A 23269-nucleotide genomic window follows, 5' to 3' on the forward strand; every position below is an offset into this window, starting at 1 on the left:
AATTTCATGTCGCTCATTTCCAGAACCCTCCGCGCCGGCATGGCGCTCGCATTTGCAGCCGTGCTCGCCGGTTGCGCACATCCCATCAACGTCGGCACCGACACGGCGCCGCCGCGCGTCGAAGCCAACCTGGTCCAAAAGAAGGTGGCCTACACCATGACCGACGCCCAGCGTGCCCTGCAGGCCGTGACGCCCGGCGGCGGCGGCGACCGCATCAGCTACTACCCCTACCGCGACCTGGAGAAGTCGATTCGCGACGCACTGCGCGCCGTCTACCAGGACGTGGTCGTCCTGAAGTCCGCCGCCGACGCCAATGCAGTCCAGGCTTCGGGCGCCGCGCTCGTGTTCACGCCCGAGATCAAGACCGACTCGGGCTCCCCATCGCCCTTCACCTGGCCTCCTACGTATTTCACGACCGAGGTGTCGTGCGTCGTGACCGATCCGGCCGGTGTCGAAGTCACGCGCGTCAAGGCATCGGGCCGGGGAGAGGCGGAGTTCAGCGAGTTCAAGAGCGAACTCGGCCTGTCCGCCAAGCGCGCGGCGACCAACATGTCCACGCAGCTCGCCAGCGAAATCCAGAAGAACGAAAAGCTGCGCTGATGCGCATCGCGGTCTTCCGACCGCCCATGAAAAAAGCGCCCGAGGGCGCTTTTTTCGTTTGAGCCGCGAAGCCTTACTTCGACACGACCTTCACCATCTCCAGGCACTTGTTCGAGTAGCCCCATTCGTTGTCATACCAGCTCACGAGCTTCACGAACGTGCCGTCCAGTGCAATACCCGCTTCGGCGTCGAAGATCGAGGTGCGCGGGTCGCCGCGGAAGTCGGTGGCCACCACCTTGTCTTCGGTGTAGCCCAGCACGCCCTTGAGTGCGCCTTCGCTCTGTGCCTTCATTTCGGCGCAGATTTCCTTGTACGTGGCTTCCTTGACCAGCTCGACCGTGAGGTCGACCACCGACACGTCGGAGGTCGGCACGCGGAAGCTCATGCCGGTGAGCTTCTTGTTGAGCTCGGGGATCACCACGCCCACGGCCTTGGCAGCACCGGTGCTCGAAGGAATGATGTTCTCGAGGATGCCGCGGCCGCCGCGCCAGTCCTTGTTGCTCGGGCCGTCGACGGTCTTCTGCGTGGCGGTGGCAGCGTGCACGGTGGTCATCAGGCCGCGCTTGATGCCCCACTTGTCGTTCAGCACCTTGGCCAGCGGGGCCAGGCAGTTGGTGGTGCAGCTGGCGTTGCTGATGATGGCTTCGCCGGCGTACTTCTTGTCGTTCACGCCGTAGACGAACATGGGGGTGTCGTCCTTCGACGGTGCCGACAGGATCACCTTCTTGGCGCCCGCGTCGATGTGCTTCTGCGCCGTTTCCTTGGTGAGGAAGAGGCCCGTGGATTCGAGCACGATGTCGGCGCCGACTTCGTCCCACTTCAGCTGCGACGGGTCGCGCTCTTGCGTGAGGCGGATCTTCTTGCCGTTGACGATCAGCGTGTTGCCTTCAACCGTCACTTCGCCCTTGAAGCGGCCATGCACCGAGTCGTACTGGAGCATGTAGGCCAGGTATTCGGGCTCGAGCAAGTCGTTGATGGCAACGATCTCGATGTCGTTCTTGAAGTTCTGCACTGCTGCGCGCAGCACGTTGCGACCGATGCGGCCGAAGCCGTTGATACCGAGTTTGATAGCCATCTGACTTGCTCCTAAGGTTGAAAACTTGTTGTGAACGAACGGGAAGAAGAAGCGCCTGCCGCGGCTCAGTCGCGCAGTGCGGCTTCGACCGTGGCGGCGACGTTCTCTGCCGTGAATCCGAAATGCTTGAACAGCTCCGGTGCCGGTGCCGACTCGCCATAGGTGTCGATGCCGACGACAGCGGCGCAGCCGTACTTCCACCAGCCACCGGTGCAGCCCATTTCGACGGCGATGCGCGGCAGCTTCTTGGGCAGCACGGCCTTTTTGTAGGCGAGGTCCTGGCGGTCGAAGGTGGTGGTCGAAGGCATCGACACCACGCGCACGGCGATCTTCTTTTCGGCCAGCAGCTTCTGTGCGGCCAGCGCGAGCTGCACTTCGGAGCCGGTGGCGATGATGACGGCGGCGGTCTTCTTGTTCTTCAGGCCGACGACTTCCGGCTCGGACAGCACGTAGGCGCCGCGGCTGATGTCGCCCAGCTCCGACTTCGGTGCGTAGGCAATGTTCTGGCGGCTCAGCAGCATCGCGGTCGGGCGCGTCTGGTTCTGCAGGGCCACGGCCCATGCCACGGCGGTTTCGGCCGTGTCGCCCGGACGCCAGACGTCCAGGTTGGGAATGAGGCGCAGCGAGGCGGCGTGCTCGATCGACTGGTGGGTCGGGCCGTCTTCGCCCAGGCCGATGGAGTCGTGCGTGAACACGTGGATCACGCGGCGCTTCATCAGCGCGGCCATGCGGATGGCGTTGCGGCTGTAATCGCTGAAGGTGAGGAAGGTGCCGCCGTAGGGGATGTAGCCGCCATGCAGCGCCACGCCGTTCATGATGGCCGCCATGCCGAACTCGCGCACGCCGTAGTTGATGTGGCGGCCGATGGTGCCGTGCGGTGCTTCAGCCGGTGCTTCAGGCTTGGCTTCGCCTTCGGCGGCTTGCTTGGGCTCGGCGGCCGGCAGGTTCATGACCACGGCGCCGGTCTTCGGATCGAAGCGCAGGGCGGGCGTGCTCTTGGTGTTGGTGAGGTTCGAGCCGGTCAGGTCGGCGCTGCCGCCGAGCATTTCGGGCAGCGCGGCGGTGAAGGCTTCGAGCGCGAGCTGACTGGCCTTGCGGCTGGCCACGGTCTCGGCCTTGGTGTGGGCGGCGACCACGGTGTCGAAGGCGACCTGGTGGAAGTCCTTGGGCAGCTCGCCCTTCATGCGGCGGGTGAACTCGGCGGCCAGCTCGGGGAACGCGGCGGCGTAGGCGGCGAACTTGTCGTTCCAGGCGGCTTCGGTCTTCGCGCCTTCGGCCTTGTGGTCCCAGTCGGCGTACACGTCGGCGGGGATTTCGAAGGGCGCGTAGTGCCAGTCGATGGCGTCGCGGGTCAGCTTGATTTCTTCGGCGCCGAGTGCTTCGCCGTGCGCCTTGGCGGTGCCAGCGCGGTTCGGGCTGCCCTTGCCGATGACGGTCTTGCAGTTGATCAGCGTGGGCTTGTCGGTCGATTGCTTGGCCTTGGCGATGGCCTTGGACACTTCCTTGGCGTCGTTGCCGTCGATCGGGCCGATCACGTGCCAGCCATAGGCGTGGAAGCGCTCTGCCACGTTGTCGATGTACCAGGGCTTGACCTGGCCGTCGATGCTGATGCCGTTGTCGTCGTACAGCGCGATCAGCTTGTTCAGGTGCCAGGCGCCAGCCAGGGCGCAGGCTTCGTGGCTGATGCCTTCCATCATGCAACCGTCGCCCAGGAAGGCGTAGGTGTGGTGGTCGACGATGTCATGGCTCTTGCGGTTGAACTCGGCGGCGAGTAGCTTCTCGGCCAGCGCGAAGCCCACGGCATTGGTGATGCCCTGGCCCAGCGGGCCGGTGGTGGTTTCGACGCCCGGCGTCACGTCGACTTCAGGGTGGCCGGCGGTCTTGCTGTGCAATTGGCGGAAGTTCTTGATCTCGCCGATGGGCAGGTCGTAGCCGGTGAGGTGCAGCACCGCGTACAGCAGCATCGAGGCGTGGCCGTTCGAGAGCACGAAGCGGTCGCGGTCGAACCAGTGCGGATTGGCCGGGTTGTAGCGCAGATGGTCGCCCCAGAGTGCGACGGCCATGTCGGCCATGCCCATCGGTGCACCCGGATGTCCGGAATTTGCTTGTTGGACGGCATCCATAGCCAGCGCGCGAATCGCGTTGGCCATCAGGGCTTCGTTTGCCATGGGCATGGGACTTTCGGGGGAAAAGGGTGGGTGGGGGTAGGGGGAACCCGCGATTTTACCGGGCGAGCCCGGGCCGGCGCCGATACAGGCCCAACACCCCGCTGATGTTCTTGTGCGGCAGCCAGACTGCTAGAGTTGCCACCCATGCATGGGCTGCACCTCACCGCCGACCTCCACGACTGCCAATGCGGCCTTCAATGGCTCACCGATGGCGCGGCCCTGGGGGCGGTCTGCACCAAGGCCGTTTCGGCCGCCGGACTGCAGGAGGTGGGCAAGCTGGTGCACGCATTTCCGGCCACGCCGAAGGGCCCGGGCGGCGTGACGGCCACGCTGCTGCTGGCCGAATCGCACCTGTGCATCCACACCTGGCCCGAGCAGCGCGGCGTGACGCTCGACGTGTACGTCTGCAATTTCGGCGGCGACCATTCGGCCAAGGCGCACGCGCTGATGGAATGCCTGGTCGCGCTGTTCCAGCCCCGCCACAGCGAACGCAACGAGCTGCAGCGCGGCCGCGTCGCAGCGTGAATGAAGCTCGCCCCAGGCTTCGCGCACTTCGTGTCGCTTCTCCTTCCCCCTGCCGGAGGCAACACCTGAGGCCCGGCAAAGCCGGTTCCTCGGTGTTTCACGAAAAGACTGACCCATGCACATGACTTCGACCTCCGTGCGGGCCATGATCCTGGCGGCCGGCCGCGGCGAGCGCATGCGGCCGCTGACCGACGCCACGCCCAAGCCGCTGCTCGACGTGCGCGGCAAGCCGTTGATGCAATGGCCGATGGAGGCGCTGGCCGCCGGCGGCTTCACCGATCTGGTGGTCAACACCGACTGGCTGGGCGCGCAGATTTCCAATCGTTTCGGCCCGAATCCGTCGTTGAACAGCGGCCCGGCGCTGTCGATTTCATATTCTGAAGAAGGCCGCGACTTCGGTGGCGCGCTCGAAACGGCGGGCGGCATCGTGCGTGCGCTGCCGGTGCTGGGCGATGTGTTCTGGGTCGCGGCCGGCGATGTGTTCGCACCCGGTTTCGCCTTCACGCAGGCGTCGGTGGACCGCTTCGTCGCCAGCGGCAAGCTCGGGCACCTGTGGCTGGTGCCGAACCCCGCGCACAACCTCAAGGGCGATTTCGGCCTGTCGCCGGAGGGCCTTGCGCTCAATTCAGCCACCGAGAAGTTCACCTTCTCGACCATCGGCCTGTACCGCGCCGCACTGTTCGCGCCGCCGTACTGCGGCATCCCGCCCGGCAACCCGGCCGGCCTCAAAGCCCCGCTGGCACCGATCCTGCGCGCCGCGATGGACAATGAACTGGTGAGCGCCGAGCTCTACACCGGCCCCTGGACCGATGTGGGAACCCCCGAACGGCTTGCCCAACTGAACACGCCAAGATGACCTCAGCAGACACCACCACGATCTACGCCGAGCGCCGCGCGCGCCTCGCTTCGCAACTGGGCAAGGATGGCATCGCGATCATCCCGACCGCACCCGAGCGGGCGCGCAATCGCGACACCGACTTCCTGTACCGCCACGACAGCTACTTCTACTACCTGACCGGCTTCACCGAGCCCAACGCCTGGCTGGTGCTGGCGGGCGACGGCCGCGCCACGCTGTTCTGCGCACCGAAGGACATGGAGCGCGAGATCTGGGACGGCTTTCGCCTCGGCCCCGACGCGGCTCCCGCGGCACTCGGCGTCGACGAGGCCTTCTCGGTCAACGACCTCGACGCCAGGCTGCCGAAGCTGCTCGAGAACCGCTCGACCGTGTGGTTTCCGTTCGCCATCCACAAGGGCCTGGAGACCCGCGTCGACGGCTGGCTGCAGTCGGTGCGCGCCCGCGTGCGCTACGGCGCGCTGTGCCCCGAGGAGCAGCGCGACCTGTGCGGCCCGCTCGACGAAATGCGCCTCTTCAAGGACGCGCACGAGCAGGACATCATGCGTCGCGCCGCGCAGATCAGCGCGCGCGCCCACGTCCGCGCCATGCAGCTGTCGGCCCGCATGCTGCGCGAGGGCAAGGACGTGCGCGAGTACCACCTCGACGCCGAGCTGCTGCACGAGTTCCGCCTGGGCGGATCGCAATACCCCGCCTACTACTCCATCGTCGCGGCCGGCGCCAATGCCTGCGTGCTGCACTACCGTGCCGACGCCGCGCCCGTGCGCAAGGGCGAGCTGGTGCTGATCGACGCCGGCTGCGAGCTCGACGGCTACGCCAGCGACATCACGCGCACCTTCCCGGCCGACGGCCGGTTCACCGGCCCACAGCGCGCGCTGTACGACCTCGTGCTCGCAAGCCAGGATGCGGCCGCGGCCGCCACCAAGGCCGGCAACCGCTTCAACGACCCGCACGACGCGGCCGTGAAGGTGCTGTCGCAGGGCATGCTCGACCTGGGCCTGCTCGACGCCAACAAAGTCGGCAACGTGCAGGACGTGATCGACTCGCGCGCCTACTTCCAGTTCTACATGCACCGCACCGGCCACTGGCTCGGCATGGACGTGCACGACTGCGGCAGCTACGTCGAGCCCACGCAGGTCGGCGAAGTGAGCGAGCGAAAAGATCCGCTGTCGAACGAGGTCATCAAGAACCGGCCGAGCCGCATCCTGCACCCGGGCATGGTGCTCACGCTGGAGCCCGGCATCTATGTGCGGCCCGCCGACGGCGTGCCCGAGCAGTTCCACCATATCGGCATCCGCATCGAAGACGACGCGATCGTCACGGCCACCGGCTGCGAACTCATTTCGCGCGGCGTGCCGGTGAAGGCGGACGAGATCGAGGCGCTGATGCGAGCTTGACGGCGCGCTGCGACACCGGCGGCGGCGCATGCCGCGCCTGCAGGAAGTCGATGAACACCCGCAGCTTGCGCGGCATCTGCGCGCGGCTCGGGTGGTACAGGTAGAAGCCCGGAAAGGTCGGCCACCAAGGCTTGAGCAGCGGCACGAGGCGGCCGCTCTCGAAGTCGTCGCGCACCGCGCCCTCGAAGGCCGAGGTGATGCCCGCACCCGCGCGGGCCGCGGCCAGCAGCACCTCGCTGTCGTTGCTGATCAGCGGGCCGGCGAGTTCGATGTCCAGCACACGGCCGTCCTGCGCATACTCCCAGCGATAGAGGCCGCCCGTGGTCAGGCGGTAATTCAGGCACCGGTGCTCGCGCAGGTCTTCGGGCACGCGCGGCGGCTTGCGGCCCTTCAAGTAGCGCGGCGATGCAAAGGTGACCATGCGCAGCGGGCCGCCCACCGGAACACCCACCACGTCCTGCGCCAGGCTTTCGCCGAGGCGAATGCCAGCGTCGAAGCCGCCTTCCACCAGCTCGACCATGCGGTTGTCGCAGACCAGTTCAAGCGTGATGTCCGGGTAGGCGTCGGCGAAATCACCCATGTGCGGAAAGAGCAGCAGCTCAGCCGCGACGCGCGAGACATTCAGCCGCAGCAGGCCGGCGGGCTTGTCGCGCGCCTCGTCGATGCCTTCGACCGCCTGCGCCAGCGCGGCAAGCCCCGGCTGTGCGCCATCGAGGAACTGCTGCCCCAGCTCCGTCACGCCCACGCGCCGCGTGGTGCGGTCGAGCAGGCGCACGCCCAGGCGCTGTTCGAGCGCGCGCACGGTCTGCGACAGCGCGGAAGGCGACACGCCCAGTTCTTGCGCGGCGTGCGTGAAGCTGGCGTGGTGCGCCACCCGTGCAAAGGCGGCAATGGCGGGGAGCAGATCGGGCGACATGGCGTTCATTATGAAGACTGACTTCATAAAGCATTCGCCCCGGCGGGCTTTTTCCGGGGCAATGCCGCAACTACCTTCAAGGCCTTGGCGATGCAACCGCGCCGCCGCACCTCGAAAGGACATTCACCATGAAGCTCGACAACTACCTCACCCTCGGCCGATCGGGCCTGCGCGTCAGCCCGATGTCGCTCGGCACCATGACCTTCGGCAGCGACTGGGGCTGGGGTGCCGACGCCAGCGAATCGCGCCGCATGTTCGACGCCTACGTGGACCGTGGCGGCAACTTCATCGACACCGCCAACTTCTATACCAACGGCAGCTCCGAGAAGCTGCTGGGCCAGTTCATCGCCGGCAAGCGCGAGTCCGTCGTCGTGGCCACCAAGTACTCGCTGAACATGCAGCCGGGCAACCCCAACGCCGGCGGCAACCATCGCCGCAACATGATCCGCTCGGTCGAAGCAAGCCTGCAGCGGCTGGGCACCGACTACATCGACCTGCTGTACCTGCACATCTGGGACAACCTCACGCCCATCGACGAAGTGATGCGCGCCTTCGACGACCTCGTGCGCTCGGGCAAGGTGCTCTACGCGGGCATCTCCGACACGCCGGCCTGGCAGATCGCGCGCATGCAGACGCTGGCCGACCTGCGCGGCTGGGCACCGCTGGTGGCGCTGCAGATCGAGCACAGCCTGATCGAGCGCACCGTAGAGCGCGAACTGCTGCCGATGGCGCACGAGCTGGGCCTGGGCGTGATGGCCTGGTCGCCACTGGGCAGCGGCGTGCTGACGGGCAAGTACACGCGCGCCGACCTCGGCCACACGCAGAGCGCCGAAGCGGGCGTGACCGGCACGCGCAAGGACGTGGCGGCCGGCAACGGCGCGCTGCAGCCGCGCTCGCTCGACATCGCGGACGTGGTGGCGCAGATCGCGAAGGAGCAAGACCGCTCGCCGGCGCAGATCGCGCTGGCGTGGCTGCTGCATCGCACGGCGCCGACCGTCATGCCGATCATCGGCGCGCGCACCTTCGCGCAGTTCGAGGACAACCTGGGCGCGCTCGACGTGGTGCTCGACGCCGATGCGCTGCAACGCCTCGACGCGGTGAGCGCCGTTGCCAAGGGCTTTCCGCACGACTTCATGGCGCTGCCGATGACGCAGGGCGTGCTGTCGGGCGGCAGCGTGGTGCGGCGCCCGGCATGAAGCGATGGAAGGTGGTGGTGATCGGCGCGGGCGGCACCATCGGCCGCGCCGTGGTGGCGGAACTCGGCGAGCGCCATGAGGTGATCGCGGTTTCGCGCCACGGCACGCCGTTGTGTGTCGATCTCGATGCGCCGGCCACCATCGATGCACTGTTCGATGCGGTGCCCGACATTGACGCCATCGTGTCCACCGCCGCCAGCGTGCCGCTCGCGCCCTTCGGCACGTTGTCGGACGAAGGGCTGGCGCGGGCGCTGCACGCCAAGCTCTTCGGCCAGATCGCGCTGCTACAACGCGCGGCGGTGCACCTGCGCGAAGGCGGATCGGTCACGCTGACGGGCGGTCGCTTCGACGGTGTGTTGCCGGGCGGCAGCGCGGGCGCACTCGCGAACGCTGGACTGGAAGCCTTCGTGGCGCAAGCCGCGCCCGAGTTGCCGCGCGGCCTGCGCGTGAACGTGGTGGCGCCCGGCTGGGTGCAGGAGACGCTGGACGCGCTCGGCCTGCAAGGGCCGAAGGGAACGCCGGCACGCGAAGTGGCGCGGCTCTATGCAGCAGCGGTGGAAGGCACGATGAGCGGGCAGGCGCTGCGTGTCTTCGCCGGATGTCAGGCGAACAGGGCAGCGAGCAACAGCCCGAGCAGCGCGATGGCCGCAGCCGCGAATCCGATCCAGTGAAAGCGGCGCGGCGCGTAGCTCAACAAGCCCACCGTGGCCACCGCTGCAGCCGTGAGCGAGCCCAGCCAGAGCACCCAGCCGATCGTGCGGCCGCTGAACTGCAGGCTGGCACCGAGCGACACGCACAACAGCGCCGCACCGCCCAGCTGCAGCCAGCGACGCCACGGCCCTGGCGTGCTGCCGCGCCCGAAGACGTCTTCGCTGTGCCGGTCCATCGCGAGGCTCAATGCACAGAAGCCGGCCAGCGATGCGGTGAACACCGATCCGAAAAGCAGCGCGTTCATCACCACCTCACGAGCCCTGGCCCGAGGTGGCAAGCCCCGATGGCGGTTGCTTCCTGGCCGCCTGTGCGGCGGCGGTCTTGCGGCGCTTGCGCTCGACGAGCCACGCAGCACCCGCCAACCCGAAGCCCAGCGCCATCACGACCAGATCGAAACCCGCCACCGCGCTCGGCCCCGAGCGCAAGCTCACGGTCAACGGTGCGGGGCCCGTGAACGCATTGAGCACCGGCAGCAGCGAGAACAGCAACGCACCAAGCACGAGTTGCGCCTGCCACATGCGCAGCGTCGGCCGCAGCAGGCCCAGCACGGCCGTCGCGCCCCAGACGATGAAGAACCAGCGGATCTCGGCCTCGCCGCGATCGGCCACATCCAGCGGCAGCAGGCGGTTGGCCCAGAAGAACGAAGCCATCGCCACCGGCAGTCCCGCCACGGCACCGAGGTTGAGCCCGTCGACCAGCCGCAGCCCGAGGCCGATGCGCCCGCCCTGCTTGAGCGTCTTGGCGAACTTCTGGCGCTCTTTCACGGCCCACAGCAAGAGCCCCGTCGCCACCATCAGGCAGCCCGCGATGCCCGAGAGGAAGAACAGCGCGCGCAACAGCGGATCGGCGAAGCGGCCGATGTGCAGCCCATAGAGCACGCCGCGTGTTTCGGCAGCCGGCCTGGGCACGTCACCGAAAGCGCCGATCAGTTCGCCGGTGGCGCCGTTGAATTGCATCGACGGCTGGTCGTACGACAGCTGCGGCCCTTCGGCGCGCGCGATCGACACCACGGAATTCGCGTCGTTCGGCAGATGCACGGTGATGCGGCCCACGGCCGCGCCGTTCCAGTGTGCGGAGGCTTGCGCGACCATCGGCGCGATGGGCGCGAGCGGCGCCTTGTTGCCCGAAGCCTTGAACTGGTCGCGACCGCCACCCGGGAAGGCTTCGGAGAAGAACGCCTGCTCGCCGCCGCGGTCCTTGTAGGCCACCTGCGGGCCCCACGGCATGTACATGAACATCAGCGTGACGAGGCCGGTGTACGTGATCATCAGGTGATAGGGCAGTGCGAGCACCGCCGTCACGTTGTGCGCATCGAGCCACGAACGCTGGCCCTTCTTCGGACGGAAAGTGAAGAAGTCCTTGAAGATGCGCTTGTGCGTGACGATGCCGCTGAAGATCGCGACCAACATGAACATCGCGCAGAAGCCCACGATCCAGCGCGCCCACAGCGCGGGCATGTAGTGCAGGTCGAAGTGCAGGCGGTAGAAGAACTCGCCACCGCGCGTCTCGCGCGCTGCCGTCATCGCCTGGCCCGTGGCCGGGTCGAGCATGGCGCGATCGAAGCGACGGCGTCGCTCGACGGGTGCCGAGCCTGGCGGCGGGGGTGGCTTGAGCCACAGCACGCTGGTCGACGGCTCGCGCTCGGTCGGCAACGTGATGAACCAGCGCGGGGCATCGGCGCCGCGTTGCTGCAGGAAATCCACCGCGGCTTCGGCCGTCTTCGCCTGAGGCGCCGAGGTCTGCGCGATCGCGTGCAACTCAGGCTTCATCCAGAAGGTGATTTCGTCCTTGAAATACGACGCGGTGCCGGCCGCGAACACCATGAAGAGCACCCAGCCGACCAGCAGGCCCGACCAGGTGTGCAGCCACGCCATCGACTGGCGGAAACCTTCCTTCATGCGCCGCCTCCGGTGATTCGGACGAGCAACAGCAAGAGCAGGCCCAGCGGCGCGGCGGCGATGGCGAGGCCGGACCAGGCGCGCCATGCCGTGCGTGCGGCAAAGACCCACAACACGGCGAGCGCGAAGACGAGGAAGGAAGCGAGCGTGCCGGTCATGGCGGCTTCGCTGCGTGCCATGCCGAAGGCGGCGGGCAGGCACAGCGCGAGCACGGCGGCGGAGAGCGCGGCGACGCCGTAGCCGCCGGCGATGGCGGCGATGGCGCGCGAAGCCACGCTGAGGCGGTAGCGAACGGAGGCAGTCACGACACGCGCCGGACGGCGGGCAGGGTCGTTCGGGGATTCATGGGGAGGGGAAAAAGATCGACGAAGATGAGAATGATACTCATCTGTCAATATTCTCTCTTTGAACACCCATCCGCGGTCCCGGGATCTGCGCGCGGTGCGTACGGCCAGTTTTAGCTGCCGCAGTATCGGGCGCCACGACAAAATCCGGGCCGCTGCTAGCGCAGTGGCCCGGACTTTTTCCGTGCTCGTTCTACGGCGCCGGTCCCGCCGGACGCCAACGTCCAGCGTTCGCACGCCATTCATAGAGGCGCGATCCAATCTGCACCCTGTCGCCGTTCGCGACGTTGGCGGGGAACAGTTGGTCGTACGCGCGCAGGCGGTAGCCCAGGAAACTCGCCGAGGCTTCGACGTAGCCGTCGGCCGAAACAACGGCCGCCCCCACGCCCATCAGGGGCGCGGACTGCTGCACAAGGCCGGTGACGTTGGACACGATCGACGCTTGGCCGTCGAACCTGGCACCCTGCGTCATCGCCCCCGCGCCGCTGCGCACGGCAACCAGGCCACCCACTGCGTCCGCGTCCAGCTCAAACAAGCCGACGGATGAAGCCCGCCCCGCGCCCCCTCCCGCCAGGTCGACCGTCGCCGGAAGGTATCCTTTCGCCTCGATGACGAGTGCGCCCGTAAACGGCTTGGCGCCGAATGTCGAGGCACCGAAGGTCAATGCGCCGAACATGCGGCGCTACTCCGTCGGCGCCGCGGGCACGGGCGGCAGTTCGCTGCCGGGCTCCGGAGCGGGCTGGAACGCTAGGAAGTCGCACACTGGCAGCATCGGCAGGAGCTGCTCGACGGTCGGCTCTTCGGCGAGGCCCGCGGTCACCTTGTCCTGCAGCGAATAGCAGAAGTCCCACACCAGCGAGCGCCATGCGCGAAAGGCACGCCCTTGCGCCTGGAACCGGGGCACGGCCGGCTCGTCGGCATAGCTGACTGCCGTCTTGATATCGTCGTATCCATAAGCGGCGGCAGTGAGATCGAGGTGCTTCTGCACTTCATTTCGCAATGCAGTCGCCCGCTCCTCGCGCGTCGGCTCGCGAGGCTCTGGTGGCAGCACAGGTTCTTCCACTGGCGCCTCCGGCAACGGGTGATCGGGAGGAAGTTCCGGCACTGGAATGTCTTCCTCGATCCAGCTGCCGTTGGCCGCCGCGAAGTGCCGCTTGCCTTCGACAGCAGGCGGTGGCGCCATCGCCAGACAGTTGCCTGGAATGAGCCAGACCTCGCCTTCATCGGCCGGCGACAGGTCGCTTTCGTCAAGTTCGACCGGGCCGACGTAGATTCGGTCGGGTCCGAATGAGTAAACGGTCTTGGTTTTCATGGTCAGTACTTGATGCATGCGAGATAGGCGTTGTTGCGCGGGCGGGCTTCGGCTCCGCCGCTGCTGTTCAGCGTGATGCCGGAGGCAACGCTCTTGATGGCAATGCCCGTCGTGGCGCCATAAATGCCGACACCGGTGCCAGCCCCCCCGATGCCCACGTTGTGGCCATGATGACCCGAGCCATCTGTGCCCCAGTTCTCGATGCCATCCGGAATGCTGCCGACGACGCCGATTATTCCGGTGCCGACCCCTGACAGATGGGGACGGGTGTAGTTGTGAGCATGCTCTCCCTGCGCATCCGTCCAGGCACCGTGTGCATGACCCGGGTCGCTCACACCGTGCGCATGGCTGGGGTCTGTGATCGCGTGAGCGTGTCCCGGGTCGCTCACGCCGTGTGCATGCGACAGGTTTGCGCTGTCCTGGTACGAGCCCAACGCGCGTCCTGGATCAAGCCCACGCCCTTCGTCCAGCCCACGATCGAACACGCCCCGCCCGTCGGGCAGGTTGAACGTCGTCGAACCGTCGCCGCTTCCATAGGTCGTGCCGATCTTCGCGAAGAGCCGTGCGTAGGTCGCGCGCGAAACCGCCGCGCCATTGCGCTTGAGGTAGCCCACAGGCGGCGTCGACTGCGCGAAGTAGCAGACCATGCCGGTCTGGTCGAGTCCGAGCGCTTCCTGCCAGTCCGCTTTCAACTGGTCGGTGGACGCCGACAGGATGGTCAGGCCGATCTGCTTCGGCCCTTCCGGAAAGTCAACGGCAGCACCGGCATTGCTCGATGCGATGACCAGCGTCCGTGCGAGCGCTCCGCTGGTCATCGTGGCACGGCCCAATTCGAACAGGCCCGTGGGGCGGCCGACCGAGTCGACCGCGTTGATCATGTAGTGGCAGGTGTCTCCCTCTGCCATCCCGGCGGCGGAGAACGGTCGATAGGCATCGACGGCGCCCTCCAGCGCGAAGGCGCCCAGCCCCACGGAGGTGCTGGATTCCAGGATTCGGTCGGCGGTCTTGTGTGCCATTGCGTCGTGCCGTTCAGACCGTGAGGAATGCGACCTTGGTCGACGTCTTCAGCCGGGGAACCACGCCGGCCTGGATCGGGATGACAGGCGTCAGCGCACCGTGCAGCAGCAGCAGGCCGTTGCCCGCTGCGGCCGTGCCGATACCCAGGTGCGTGGCCGTACCGGTTGCCGTTCCGGCCACTTCCAGGAACTCGAGCGCGTTCACGAGGAAGCCCTCGTTCCCGATGATCGACCATCCGGCCGGGCTGCGCGGCACAGGCATGCGGGCATAGCCTGGGTACACCAGTTCGTTCGTGCTCTGGTTCGAGCCGGCACCGGGCGCAGCCGTGAGAAGGCTGATGTACAGATCCGTCGACGGGCTTACGGAGGCGTTGTCGGCCAGGCCGGCGATCGGTGTCCCGAGAAGAATCAGTTTGATGAAAGCGTTGGCGGATGCGGGTGAATATGCCATTCGTGGCTCCAGGTTGGGTGGGTTATGCAAGCGGTGGGTTGGCGGGCGAGAGGCCCATGAAATCGACCAGATCACAACGGGTCGGAATGTCTTTGTCGGCAAGGCCATCGATGAATGCGTGTGCAGCCCGTTCGGCGCCGAAGCAACGCTGAACGTGGCCAGCAACGGCGCGCGCAAGGGCCTTGGCCTCTTCGAGCGTGAGCGTGATGAAGCCGTCGATGGCCTTGAAGTCGATGGCTTCGAGCCCCCCGACTTCCATGTCGGCCAGTCGCTCGGCGAACGCAGCCCGGTCTTCGCGTCCGGTCTTGATGCGCACGCCACTTGCCAGCGTCAATCCGCCGGTCTCGATGCTCCAGCGTTGTTCCGCCAGCGCGGCCTTGAGCTGCGCCTTCAGTTGAGCCGGCGTGCGCGGGTCATGCCATGCATGCGCTGACCAATCAAAGACGTGGTGTTCGCTCGGGCGTGCAGGCAGCATCTCGGGCATACCGTTGTGGATGTACGAGCCGGGCGCAGCCGCTCCAAGGTAGACGGATTCGCCGGGCCCGGCCTGGGCATGGCACCACTCGACAGTGGCCTGCGTGCCGGTGCAACGGATCTCTCCGGTCCGGGTGTTGTAGACAGTGAAGTTCGGCATGGTTCAGCGGCGCGTGGACAGCGCGTAGATGGAAGAGCCCCCCGTGCCGGCAGGCACCAGGGAAGAGAAGAAGAGGGTGTGCCAACCGGGGTCCAACGCCACCTGGACGCCGCCTGTCACGGTGCTTCCCGCCACACCGGCGCCGACCCAGCGAGGTATCCCATCAACTGTCAGCGTGACCAGAGACATCCCCGACACGAAGGTGGAAGCCAGGATGAAGGTATCCAGCGGCGCGCTCCCCGGTACGAAGTGATTCACTGCAACGGCATTTCCCGCCGAAGCCGCGAAGGACGGCACGGTGACGGACTGCCCGCGCAGATTCAGCGTGTCGATCACGTCCACCTGGTTGATCGTCAGCCCTTCGTTCTGCAGGTTGAAGCCCGGCCCCCAGAGCCTGAAGCGTCCTGTGGCGTTCTGCATCTGCAGGCCCATGCCGTTGCAGTTCAACTCGACCAAGGCGTCACCGCCGGTATGGCGCGCAAGCACCCATCCCCAGCCACCGTCATGGATCCACTTGTTGGTGCTGCGCACGTACCCCCAGCCGCCGACACCGTCTCCCGAGATGTCGATCTGCCCCGCGTTCACATAGCCCAGCCTGGCCGTGATCGCCGACAACCGGTCGACATTGATCGCCCGCGCGAGGATGGTGCCGTCGACAACCAGCGTTCCGTCGATCCCCACCGTCGGTGCGCCCGCCACGGAGCCCACCACGAACGGGTACTTGGTGATGCCACCCGCGGCCTGCTGTGCAATGGCGAACCGGTCGACCAGTACCGTGAAGTTGCTCTCCTGGCCGTCGTTGTTCAGCAGCACGCCCGCCACCTTGTTGCCAGCCACCACCTTCAAGCCCCACTTGGCCGACAGCTTGCCGGTCTCGTCGGCGCGCACCACGGCTTCCTGGTTGATCGCCGCCTCGGCGCCGTTGACCCGCACCGTCAGCGTCGTGCGTGCCGCGGCTTCCGCTGCATCGGCCGCCGCCCGAGCGGTCGCTTCCTCGCGGATGGCCGCCACCGCGCCGCGATCGCTGGCCTCGGAGGTATAGGGCGTGACCGGAAAGCGGCCTTGCTCGACCTTCACGAAGCGAACGCCGATTCCGCCGCCCGATGCATAGCCGCTCCACAGGAAGACGACCTTGCCCGTGACCGCGGCAGCCGGCGCGAGAGCCTCCACGGCGAAGTCGTTGCGCCGGATCTGCTCATTCATGAACCCGTGCCGACCCGCAGTGAGATTGCTCGCGACGCCCAGCGAAGCACCCGCCGCATCGAAGAACTCGAGCGCGAATCCGCTCTGGCCCGCATCGGCCTGGAACATCGAATCACCTGAGCCGGAATACCACGTCCCAGGTCTGGCCGGAAAAGACGCACTGGCCAGTCGGCCGGCTGCCGGAGCCGCCGCTTGAAGTCGTGCCGACGCACCCCAGTCGTCCTCCACGACCTCCCATGCATTGCCCTGCAGCTCCCACTTGTCGAGCGCGAACTCGAACCCGCCGTTGAAGACCAGGTTGGCACGCACATAGCCGACCGCGCGGGCCGAGACGATGTCGATGCGCTGCGCCAGCTGCTCGGCCGTGTCGGTCACCACCTTCTCGACATGCGTGATCGCCGTGCCCCGCTCGATGGCTTCGTCGATCAAGCGTTCGCTGATGCCCGAGTTCACGTTCAGCATATCTGCAACCTGCTCATCGAGGCCTTCTTGCAGCTCCTTGATCGCGTCATCGATGGACGGCAACGACGCCAGTTCGACGTAGCCTGCATCGCCCGGATTGCTCCCCGCATCGAACGCCACCACCCAGTAGATGCGCTTGGCGGCAACCGGCTCGGTGCGCGCGAAATTCAGCGAACTCGTGCGGCCGATCTCGACGGCCTGCGCCAGCGTCGGCCCCACCTTGACGATGTACGCCGCGATGGGCTGCGTGGTACCGCAAGGCTGCCATGCGAGTTCGATCTGCGCGCCCCACACCTCTCCACGCACGATCGGCTGGGCCGGCTGCTGGATGTCGATGGTTGCGGCAACTGGAATGCCCCAGACGCCTTGCGTGTTGGCATGCGCCGCCCACACCTTCTGCGTGCCGGTCTGCAGCCAGCCGATGTTCGCGGACAGCGCCTTGCCCGTGAAGCGTTCGATGGCGGTTTCCCACGACGCACCGACACGGATCTGCGTCGCGCCCCAGTCCAGCAGGTTGAGGCCTGCCGGCGCGGACCAGCGTGCGATCACGCCGGCGGATTCCACCGCCAGGCTCAGGCCAGCGACGTCATCAGGGAACTCGCTAGGGCCTTGCAGCCTGTGCGTGACCGTCGTCCAGCTGCTCACCGCATAGGGCGTGAGGAAACGCACGCGCACCTGGTACTCGCTGTGCACCGCGAGGCCGAGCAGATAGGTCTCCTTTGCGTCCCCGGGCAGGTCCACCGACTGCCACTCGCCGACCGGCGTGATCGTGCGCCATTCCACGCGCACCGCGCCGTTGCGCACCACCGCGGGTTCGGTGGAAGGCGACCAGCTCACCTTCGCACGCACGACCAGGGTGCCGCCCTGTTGCACCAGCTGCTCTTCGCCGCTTTGCACCTGCAGGTCGAGCGGGGCCTGCGGTTGCAGGAACGGGCTCGGCAGATTCGTATTCGGCGCCGCATCGGCCTGCACCTCATCGGCCAGATCGTAGTAGGCCGGCACGTCCTCGATCACCAGCAGCGACAGCGGCGCGTTGCGGGCATAGGTCCAGTCCTGCACGCGGAAGGTCTTGTTGGCAAAGCCGTACAAGGCGCTCGTGAGCACGATGCGGTCGCCGGGCTGCAGGTGCCACGCCAGCATCTTGGGATGGATGCGCAGCACGAAGCCGCCGCGGCTCTGCTCGACCACCACGCGGGCGATCTGGTGGCAGCGCACGTGCGAGGTCGTGAACGCCAGCGCCATGTCAGTGAATTTGTCCTTCGCATCGAGCGCGCGGAAGGTCGCGTTCTGATACGGAGTGAAGTCTTCGCTGACGCCGTTGCGCGCCGCGTTGACGTACGTGCCGCGCATGCCGTTGAAGCGGCTCGTGCCGGGGTTGGCGGTTTGCACCACCGCCGTGGGCGCCAGCATGTCGTCGTCGGTGAGGTTCAGCACCGGCGTGGACCATGCACCGGCCTGGATGCGCCACACACCGCCCGATTCGAGGCTGAAGCCGGCCATCGAATCTTCGAGCTGCTGCCGTGTCGACTCGCGGTCCTGGTCCGAGCGGAACATGCCGTCGCAGACGTACAGCACATTGGAGTTGCCGTAGTTGACCGCATCGACATCGTTGTAGACCTTCTGGTCGCAGGCATTGGCGGCCGCGATCAGCGCGTTCTCGTCGATCTGGTCGGGCGCGGCGAGGTAGCCGGTCTCCGAGCGCAGAAAGTCGGCCAGGCACAGCGCGGGGTTGCGCGAGTAGGCGGTCTGGCCGGTGCGTGGGTCGTACACCTTCTTGCCGCGCAGCCTGGCCGTGATCTCGGGAATGCCGCCCTGGAAGCGCTCGAACAGCAGGTTGAGCGTGACCACGGCATAAGTACATCCGCTCAGCTTGTGTTGCTCGGTCCAGAGGTTGAAGCCCGGAAAGCTCTGGTCGACATTCGCGCGAAGGAAGCCGTCGGCCGTGTCCACGCCGCCCGGCGACGTGTGGAACTGCACGTTCACCGCGGGGCCTTCCGAAGGCCAGCCGTTGAACAGCGGCGGCATCTGGAATTCAGGGCCATCGGTCCAGCCGGTTGGGTTGGGCCGGCCCACCGAGGTGCCGTCGATGAAGATCTCGTCGATGGCTTCGCACTCGTGCGAGGCGAAGACGATCACGATGTGCTTGAACTGGGCCATCGGGCCACTGTCGAGCACCGCGACGATGGCACCGCCGACGCGTGCGGGTGCACCGTAGACGGTGGCCCAAGGCGCTTCGGAGCTGACCAGTGTGGCCGTGCGGTCGCGCAGGTTGGCCACGTCTTCGGCGAACTTGCGGGCAGCGGCTTGCCGGGCTTTTTTCTTGGCTTGCGAGGAGGCGTAAGCCGAGCTCGCAACGGAAACTACGGCCGCAATCGCAGCCCCATAGCTCGTCACAAAGGAGGCAATCGCACCGATGATTCCCGACACCGGCTCGGCATGTGCCGCGGCCGTGAAGCAAAGAAGGCCCAGCAGAACGCCGAGCAGTCGAGTCAGATACGCCATGCGGCCACCCCCTCTGTGATTGGAAGAAATGCCAATCGGTCATTGCCTGGCGCCACCACGTGCGGCCCCGTGCAAACGCCGAAGCTGTACCCGGAAACGCGCCCGATGCGGCCGCCGCTGCGAGCCAAGACGACATCACCGCGTTGTGCCATCCGACCCGGCAACGCCGGACCCAGAAGCGCCGTGGCCGCAGCCTCGAAGCCACCCGCAGCACGCACATGCCGCAGCGCCGTCAGCAACCGCTTGGGCGCCAGCGCGCCGCCTTGCCCGCGCAGCGGCTCGAGCGGATCCGCTCCACGCCGCTCACGCACCCAGTCCGCTGCAATCGTTGCGCAGTCGTGTTCGAAATAAGCGAAGCCGGTGTGGCGTCGCGCGTCGATGAAAGTGTCGAGATCGATGCTCATTTGCTGTGCACGCCAAGGTTCTGTCGATACTGGAGATTGACCTGCAGCCACTTGCCGACCCAGACGGCCGGGTTGCCGATCAGGCTGGTGAGATAGGCGAAGCCCATCTCGCCCGGATGCCGCGCCTGGTGCTGCGCGTTGTTCATGCGCAGTGCGGCGGGGTTGCTTCGCACGTCGTAGCTCGCGGTGCGGCACTCCATGCTGATCGAGGCGGTGTTGCCATCGCGATCGATCTTCATCTGGTCCATCCCCCCCACGAAGCGCAGCACGGGCGAGCCGTTGACCTGCAGCGTGTTGGCGTCGAGCATCGCGATCCACACACGCACGCGCCGGTCCTGGTAGTCGGACGGATCGCCGAGTGCCAGCGCACGCGTGCCGATGTCCACCGGCGAGAGCGTCAGCGTGAGCTTCTCGGCCGCGCCGTCTTCGCTCTCGTGCAGCTCGCCGATCGAGCCGAGGTTGCCCACGCCCTGCCAGGTCTCGCCCATCACCTGGACGCTGAGCGGCCAGTTGGTGAAGCGCGCCGTGCCCGAGCGCAACTGCAGCTCCACCAGGGCCAGCTCGCCATAGGCCGGTGCATTCGCCGCGGCCTGAAAGCCGCTGTTGACAGGTACCGTCATTCCCAGGACTCCATGAGGTCGAGGCTGAAGCCGCCTTGCGTGCGCGACTCCGAAGACCAGTTGTTCTTTGCATCCGTCTTGCGCATGAGGCAGGTCGGACGGTCCCAGACCACCGCGCTGCCTGCGGCAACGGCCACGCGCAGCACCGGCTCGATCTGCACCACGATCAGGCCCGCCGCATTCGCCACGGCATCGGCCTGCACGTGCAGCAGCTGCCGTTGGATCGACCCTTGGTTGACGCCGATCCAGTCGCCCTGCAGCAGCGTCTTGCCTGCCTGGGCCGCACCCATCTGGATCGACAGCGAAGAGGCACCGGCCGCGGCCGCGAGCGCGGTCCACACACCGCGTGCCGTGCCGCGAGGCACCGGCTGCAGCATGTCGCTGACCGCCAGCACGTTGACCTGGCCGCGCAGCGCATGCACCAGGCTGCGCCACATCGCGGCCTCGCTCATCAGCGGAATGCGCTCTTCGCTCACGAGCGCGCACGTGCGGCGCGGCGGTGCCAGCACGGCCACCTGCGACGAACCGGTGTCGCCACTGCTGAAGCTCAGATCGAAGGTCTGGATACCGAAATCCTGGCGCTTGACCGGCAGGTTGGGGGGCAGGGTGACGATGCTCATTGGGGCACCACCCGCAGACGCTTGAGTTGTTCCATTTGGCCCTTGTTGTTGGCTTGAAGCGCGCGGTCCAGATCGGCGAGCACGGCGCCGCGATCGGAGCGCGAATCGATGTTGAAGACGTTGGTCGGCGCGTAGTGCAGCGAGCCGCTGCCACCACCACCGCCGCCTGCGGGTGCGCTCACGCCCAGGCGCCCGTCGGAGCCACGGCGCAGCGGCATGATGGCTTCGGGCCCGGCCTCGCCCATGAGGCCGATGCCGTTGGCGAAGGGGAAGAACGTGGGGCTACCGACGACGCTGTTGGCGTAGGCGTGCAGGCCAGGCGATGCGAAGACGTTGCCCTTCGCGCTGGCGAGGCCCATGAAGCCGATCATCGAACCGAGCGGATCGCTCCCCCCGACGATGTTGGCAAGCCCCGCGGCAGTCGAGCCCGAGAAGCCACCGAAGAGGCTCGACACGGCTCCGAAGATTCCGCCAAGGCCCGACGAGCCTCCACCTGATTTGGAGCCGCCACCAGAGATCGATCCCTTGAGCGCGCCCGTCAACCAACCGGCGAATCCATCCACTGCGTCCTTCAACGTCGCGTCGTAGAAGGCATCGGCCAATGATTGCGTGAGCTTTTTCTTGAGCCCTTTGCCGATCTTGTCAACGGCATCGTTGCCACCGCCTTCGATCAGGTTGACGAAGCCCTCCTTGAACACGCCGCCGATGTCGTCAGCCATCTTCTTCGTCTTTTTTTCCTCTTCGTCCTCGTCCTTTTTCTTTTCCTTCTTTTGTTTTTCGTCTTTCGTTTTCAGGTCCTCCGACCCTTGAGTGGCCGTACGCAATTCCCGCTCCGCTTTCACACGCTCCCGCAGTGCTTCCACATAACCCGGAATGACTTGCTCCGTGGCCTCGAGGTCGTTGATCTGCCGTTCCAGCTGCGCGATGTTCAGCGCCTGTACTGCATCCTTGGACAGGCCATAGACGGCGTTCTGAGCCTCCAGTGCTGTCGCCTGTTCGCGCACGCTCGAAGTGGATCGGCGCATGGCCTCGAGCAACCCGGCTTGCTGTGCCTCGTCTTGACGCGCCGAAGCGCTCTTGGCCTGTTCGCTTTCCGCAGCTTGCGATTGGCTTGCTTTGTTCGCCTGGTCTTTCAGGCCACTCTGATTCTTCTGTTCCGACGTGCCGGCCTTGCATCCGCAAGCCATCACGATGCACGACTGAAGACCATCCCCCTGCGCGTGTTGAATACCGCTCGAGACGGACGCCTGCGCACGCGCAGTACCTCTTGTGACCGCCCGCTTGGTACCAGCATCGGTCCGTGTTCCGGCACTCGGGTTATCCGCTTTCTTTCCCCCATCGCCGGCCTCCCACACTTCCCCGTACGCGGCCGTTCCCTTCCTGACCTTGACCGTGTTTTCCGCTGTCAGCAGCGCCGCCTTCCGATCCTGCCGCTGGCTCTCTTTGAGCGTTTCGAGCTTTTGACGGAGCTCCTCGGCCGACCCTTCTCTGGAAACGAGGTCCATCGGCAATCCCGATCTGCTTCTCCCCCTCGCTTCCATTTCCAGTCGACGTTCGTAGAGCTTCGCAGTCCGATCGATTTCCCGCTGAAGGCTCGTGTCTCGTCCGGTGCCGCGTACGGCGTCATCCAGACGGTCGACCTTGTCCATGGCAAAGGTCAGAGCGCGGTCCGGGAGAATCCTGTTTGCGGCCAGCTCCTGAGTGCGTTGATTCTGTTTTCTGGCAAAAGCGATCTGCGCCAAAGCGCCCGCCGCCTCCACATCGCCTTGCTTTTCGAGCTTGCCCATCGTCTGGAGCTCTTGCAGGCTCAGATAAGGCTTACCTTCCTTGTTGAATTCGATTGATTTTTTCGTAGGCGCGTCGCGCAGACTTTTGAATTGCTCGACGCTTTTTTCGATCGGCACCCCCGTCACCCGATTGAGCGCCATCGTGGCGGCTCCAACCTCGAGCAACGCACCGGGACCGACCTTGCCAGACGCCACCAAGGCCGCAACGACCTCCGAAGCTTGCGCCTGCGTTCCTCCCTTGCGGCTCATCTGGAATGCGTAATCCCCGAGCTCATTGGTCGTGTAGCCAAAAGGATTGCCGGACTCGAGCGTGGCGTTCTTGTACCCCACGACTTCTCTACGGCCTTTGAGGTTGGCGTCACCGAAATAGGCAAGCGCATCGAGACCCGCCTTGGCCAGATTCAGTTTCTTGCCGCCGCCCCCTTCAGCTCCACCGCCAAATGAGGCGAGGCCATCTATCAAGCCTTTGACATTTTTTGCCCCTTCGAGCGCCTTGGGTGCCCCCTTGAGCATGTCCGCAAGATCCACCGTCGGAAGGGGTGCGTTTTTTTGATCGTCAGCCATGTCTGTATGGT

22 protein-coding genes are annotated in these 23269 nt (G+C 66.3%); 6 read left to right on the top strand and 16 right to left on the bottom strand.

What is annotated here, in order from left to right; genetic code table 11:
- Positions 1-6: 6 nt before the first annotated feature.
- Entirely contained in the window at positions 7-600 is a 594-nt protein-coding gene (locus ACGLHS_RS21490; RefSeq protein ID WP_394483044.1) for a hypothetical protein, read from the top strand.
- 73 nt (positions 601-673) lie between these two features.
- On the opposite strand, the gene gap is transcribed toward ACGLHS_RS21490, so the two are convergent.
- Positions 674-1675 carry a type I glyceraldehyde-3-phosphate dehydrogenase gene (gene gap / locus ACGLHS_RS21495; protein ID WP_394483045.1) on the bottom strand — a complete coding sequence of 334 codons (1002 nt, stop codon included), beginning with the start codon at positions 1673-1675 and terminating at the stop codon, positions 674-676.
- A gap of 65 nt (positions 1676-1740) precedes the next feature.
- Entirely contained in the window at positions 1741-3843 is a 2103-nt protein-coding gene (locus ACGLHS_RS21500; protein WP_394483047.1) for a transketolase family protein, read from the bottom strand.
- Positions 3844-3987: 144 nt separating this feature from the next.
- Between ACGLHS_RS21500 and speD the strand changes: the two genes are divergently transcribed.
- From speD to ACGLHS_RS21515, 3 genes are all read left to right on the top strand, one after another.
- Positions 3988-4368, top strand: a complete 381-nt coding sequence (gene speD, locus ACGLHS_RS21505) for an adenosylmethionine decarboxylase (protein ID WP_093242447.1) — start codon at positions 3988-3990, stop codon at positions 4366-4368.
- A gap of 145 nt (positions 4369-4513) precedes the next feature.
- The gene (locus ACGLHS_RS21510; protein ID WP_394483539.1) at positions 4514-5224 is read left to right on the top strand and encodes an NDP-sugar synthase; all 711 of its coding nucleotides are present in this window, start codon (positions 4514-4516) and stop codon (positions 5222-5224) included.
- Positions 5221-6618, top strand: a complete 1398-nt coding sequence (locus tag ACGLHS_RS21515; RefSeq protein WP_394483050.1) for an aminopeptidase P N-terminal domain-containing protein — start codon at positions 5221-5223, stop codon at positions 6616-6618. Before ACGLHS_RS21510 ends, ACGLHS_RS21515 begins: the two co-directional genes overlap by 4 nt.
- Here the strand turns inward: ACGLHS_RS21515 and ACGLHS_RS21520 are convergent.
- A complete protein-coding gene (locus tag ACGLHS_RS21520) occupies positions 6560-7534 on the bottom strand; it encodes a LysR family transcriptional regulator (protein WP_394483052.1) in 975 nt (324 codons plus the stop codon). The genes ACGLHS_RS21515 and ACGLHS_RS21520 overlap by 59 nt on opposite strands.
- Before the next feature lie 128 nt (positions 7535-7662).
- On the opposite strand from ACGLHS_RS21520, the gene ACGLHS_RS21525 reads away from it, so the two are divergent.
- The gene (locus tag ACGLHS_RS21525; RefSeq protein ID WP_394483054.1) at positions 7663-8730 is read left to right on the top strand and encodes an aldo/keto reductase; all 1068 of its coding nucleotides are present in this window, start codon (positions 7663-7665) and stop codon (positions 8728-8730) included.
- Positions 8727-9401: a short chain dehydrogenase gene (locus tag ACGLHS_RS21530; RefSeq protein ID WP_394483056.1), complete on the top strand. Its 675-nt coding sequence runs from the start codon at positions 8727-8729 to the stop codon at positions 9399-9401. The genes ACGLHS_RS21525 and ACGLHS_RS21530 overlap by 4 nt, the downstream gene beginning before the upstream one ends.
- On the opposite strand, the gene ACGLHS_RS21535 is transcribed toward ACGLHS_RS21530, so the two are convergent.
- The 13 genes from ACGLHS_RS21535 to ACGLHS_RS21595 form a co-directional block, all read right to left on the bottom strand.
- Positions 9332-9685 carry a DUF3325 domain-containing protein gene (locus tag ACGLHS_RS21535; protein ID WP_394483058.1) on the bottom strand — a complete coding sequence of 118 codons (354 nt, stop codon included), beginning with the start codon at positions 9683-9685 and terminating at the stop codon, positions 9332-9334. The two genes, ACGLHS_RS21530 and ACGLHS_RS21535, sit on opposite strands and share 70 nt — an antisense overlap.
- Positions 9686-9692: 7 nt before the next feature.
- Positions 9693-11339, bottom strand: coding sequence for a PepSY-associated TM helix domain-containing protein (locus ACGLHS_RS21540; RefSeq protein WP_394483060.1), 1647 nt, complete (start codon positions 11337-11339; stop codon positions 9693-9695).
- Positions 11336-11644, bottom strand: a complete 309-nt coding sequence (locus tag ACGLHS_RS21545; protein ID WP_394483062.1) for a DUF3649 domain-containing protein — start codon at positions 11642-11644, stop codon at positions 11336-11338. Before ACGLHS_RS21545 ends, ACGLHS_RS21540 begins: the two co-directional genes overlap by 4 nt.
- A 232-nt stretch (positions 11645-11876) precedes the next feature.
- On the bottom strand, positions 11877-12359 hold the full coding sequence (locus tag ACGLHS_RS21550) for a hypothetical protein (protein ID WP_394483064.1): 483 nt from the start codon (positions 12357-12359) through the stop codon (positions 11877-11879).
- Positions 12360-12365: 6 nt separating this feature from the next.
- Positions 12366-12995, bottom strand: a complete 630-nt coding sequence (locus ACGLHS_RS21555) for a hypothetical protein (protein ID WP_394483066.1) — start codon at positions 12993-12995, stop codon at positions 12366-12368.
- Positions 12996-12997: 2 nt separating this feature from the next.
- Positions 12998-14011: a phage tail protein gene (locus ACGLHS_RS21560; protein WP_394483068.1), complete on the bottom strand. Its 1014-nt coding sequence runs from the start codon at positions 14009-14011 to the stop codon at positions 12998-13000.
- Positions 14012-14024: 13 nt separating this feature from the next.
- Positions 14025-14462, bottom strand: coding sequence for a hypothetical protein (locus tag ACGLHS_RS21565; protein ID WP_394483070.1), 438 nt, complete (start codon positions 14460-14462; stop codon positions 14025-14027).
- A 22-nt stretch (positions 14463-14484) separates the two neighbouring features.
- Positions 14485-15096 (bottom strand): DUF4376 domain-containing protein, encoded by a 612-nt coding sequence (locus ACGLHS_RS21570; RefSeq protein WP_394483072.1) that lies wholly within the window; start codon positions 15094-15096, stop codon positions 14485-14487.
- A 3-nt stretch (positions 15097-15099) separates the two neighbouring features.
- Positions 15100-19263 (bottom strand): hypothetical protein, encoded by a 4164-nt coding sequence (locus tag ACGLHS_RS21575; RefSeq protein WP_394483074.1) that lies wholly within the window; start codon positions 19261-19263, stop codon positions 15100-15102.
- On the bottom strand, positions 19251-19667 hold the full coding sequence (locus tag ACGLHS_RS21580; protein ID WP_394483076.1) for a DUF6950 family protein: 417 nt from the start codon (positions 19665-19667) through the stop codon (positions 19251-19253). Before ACGLHS_RS21580 ends, ACGLHS_RS21575 begins: the two co-directional genes overlap by 13 nt.
- Positions 19664-20287, bottom strand: a complete 624-nt coding sequence (locus tag ACGLHS_RS21585; protein ID WP_394483078.1) for a hypothetical protein — start codon at positions 20285-20287, stop codon at positions 19664-19666. The genes ACGLHS_RS21580 and ACGLHS_RS21585 overlap by 4 nt, the downstream gene beginning before the upstream one ends.
- Positions 20284-20907 carry a hypothetical protein gene (locus ACGLHS_RS21590; RefSeq protein WP_394483080.1) on the bottom strand — a complete coding sequence of 208 codons (624 nt, stop codon included), beginning with the start codon at positions 20905-20907 and terminating at the stop codon, positions 20284-20286. Before ACGLHS_RS21590 ends, ACGLHS_RS21585 begins: the two co-directional genes overlap by 4 nt.
- Complete coding sequence (locus ACGLHS_RS21595; protein ID WP_394483082.1) at positions 20904-23258, bottom strand: phage tail length tape measure family protein; 2355 nt, start codon at positions 23256-23258, stop codon at positions 20904-20906. Before ACGLHS_RS21595 ends, ACGLHS_RS21590 begins: the two co-directional genes overlap by 4 nt.
- Positions 23259-23269: the final 11 nt, after the last annotated feature.

Source organism: Variovorax sp. VaC1, assembly GCF_043658315.1.
Taxonomy (GTDB): Bacteria; Pseudomonadota; Gammaproteobacteria; order Burkholderiales; family Burkholderiaceae_C; genus Variovorax.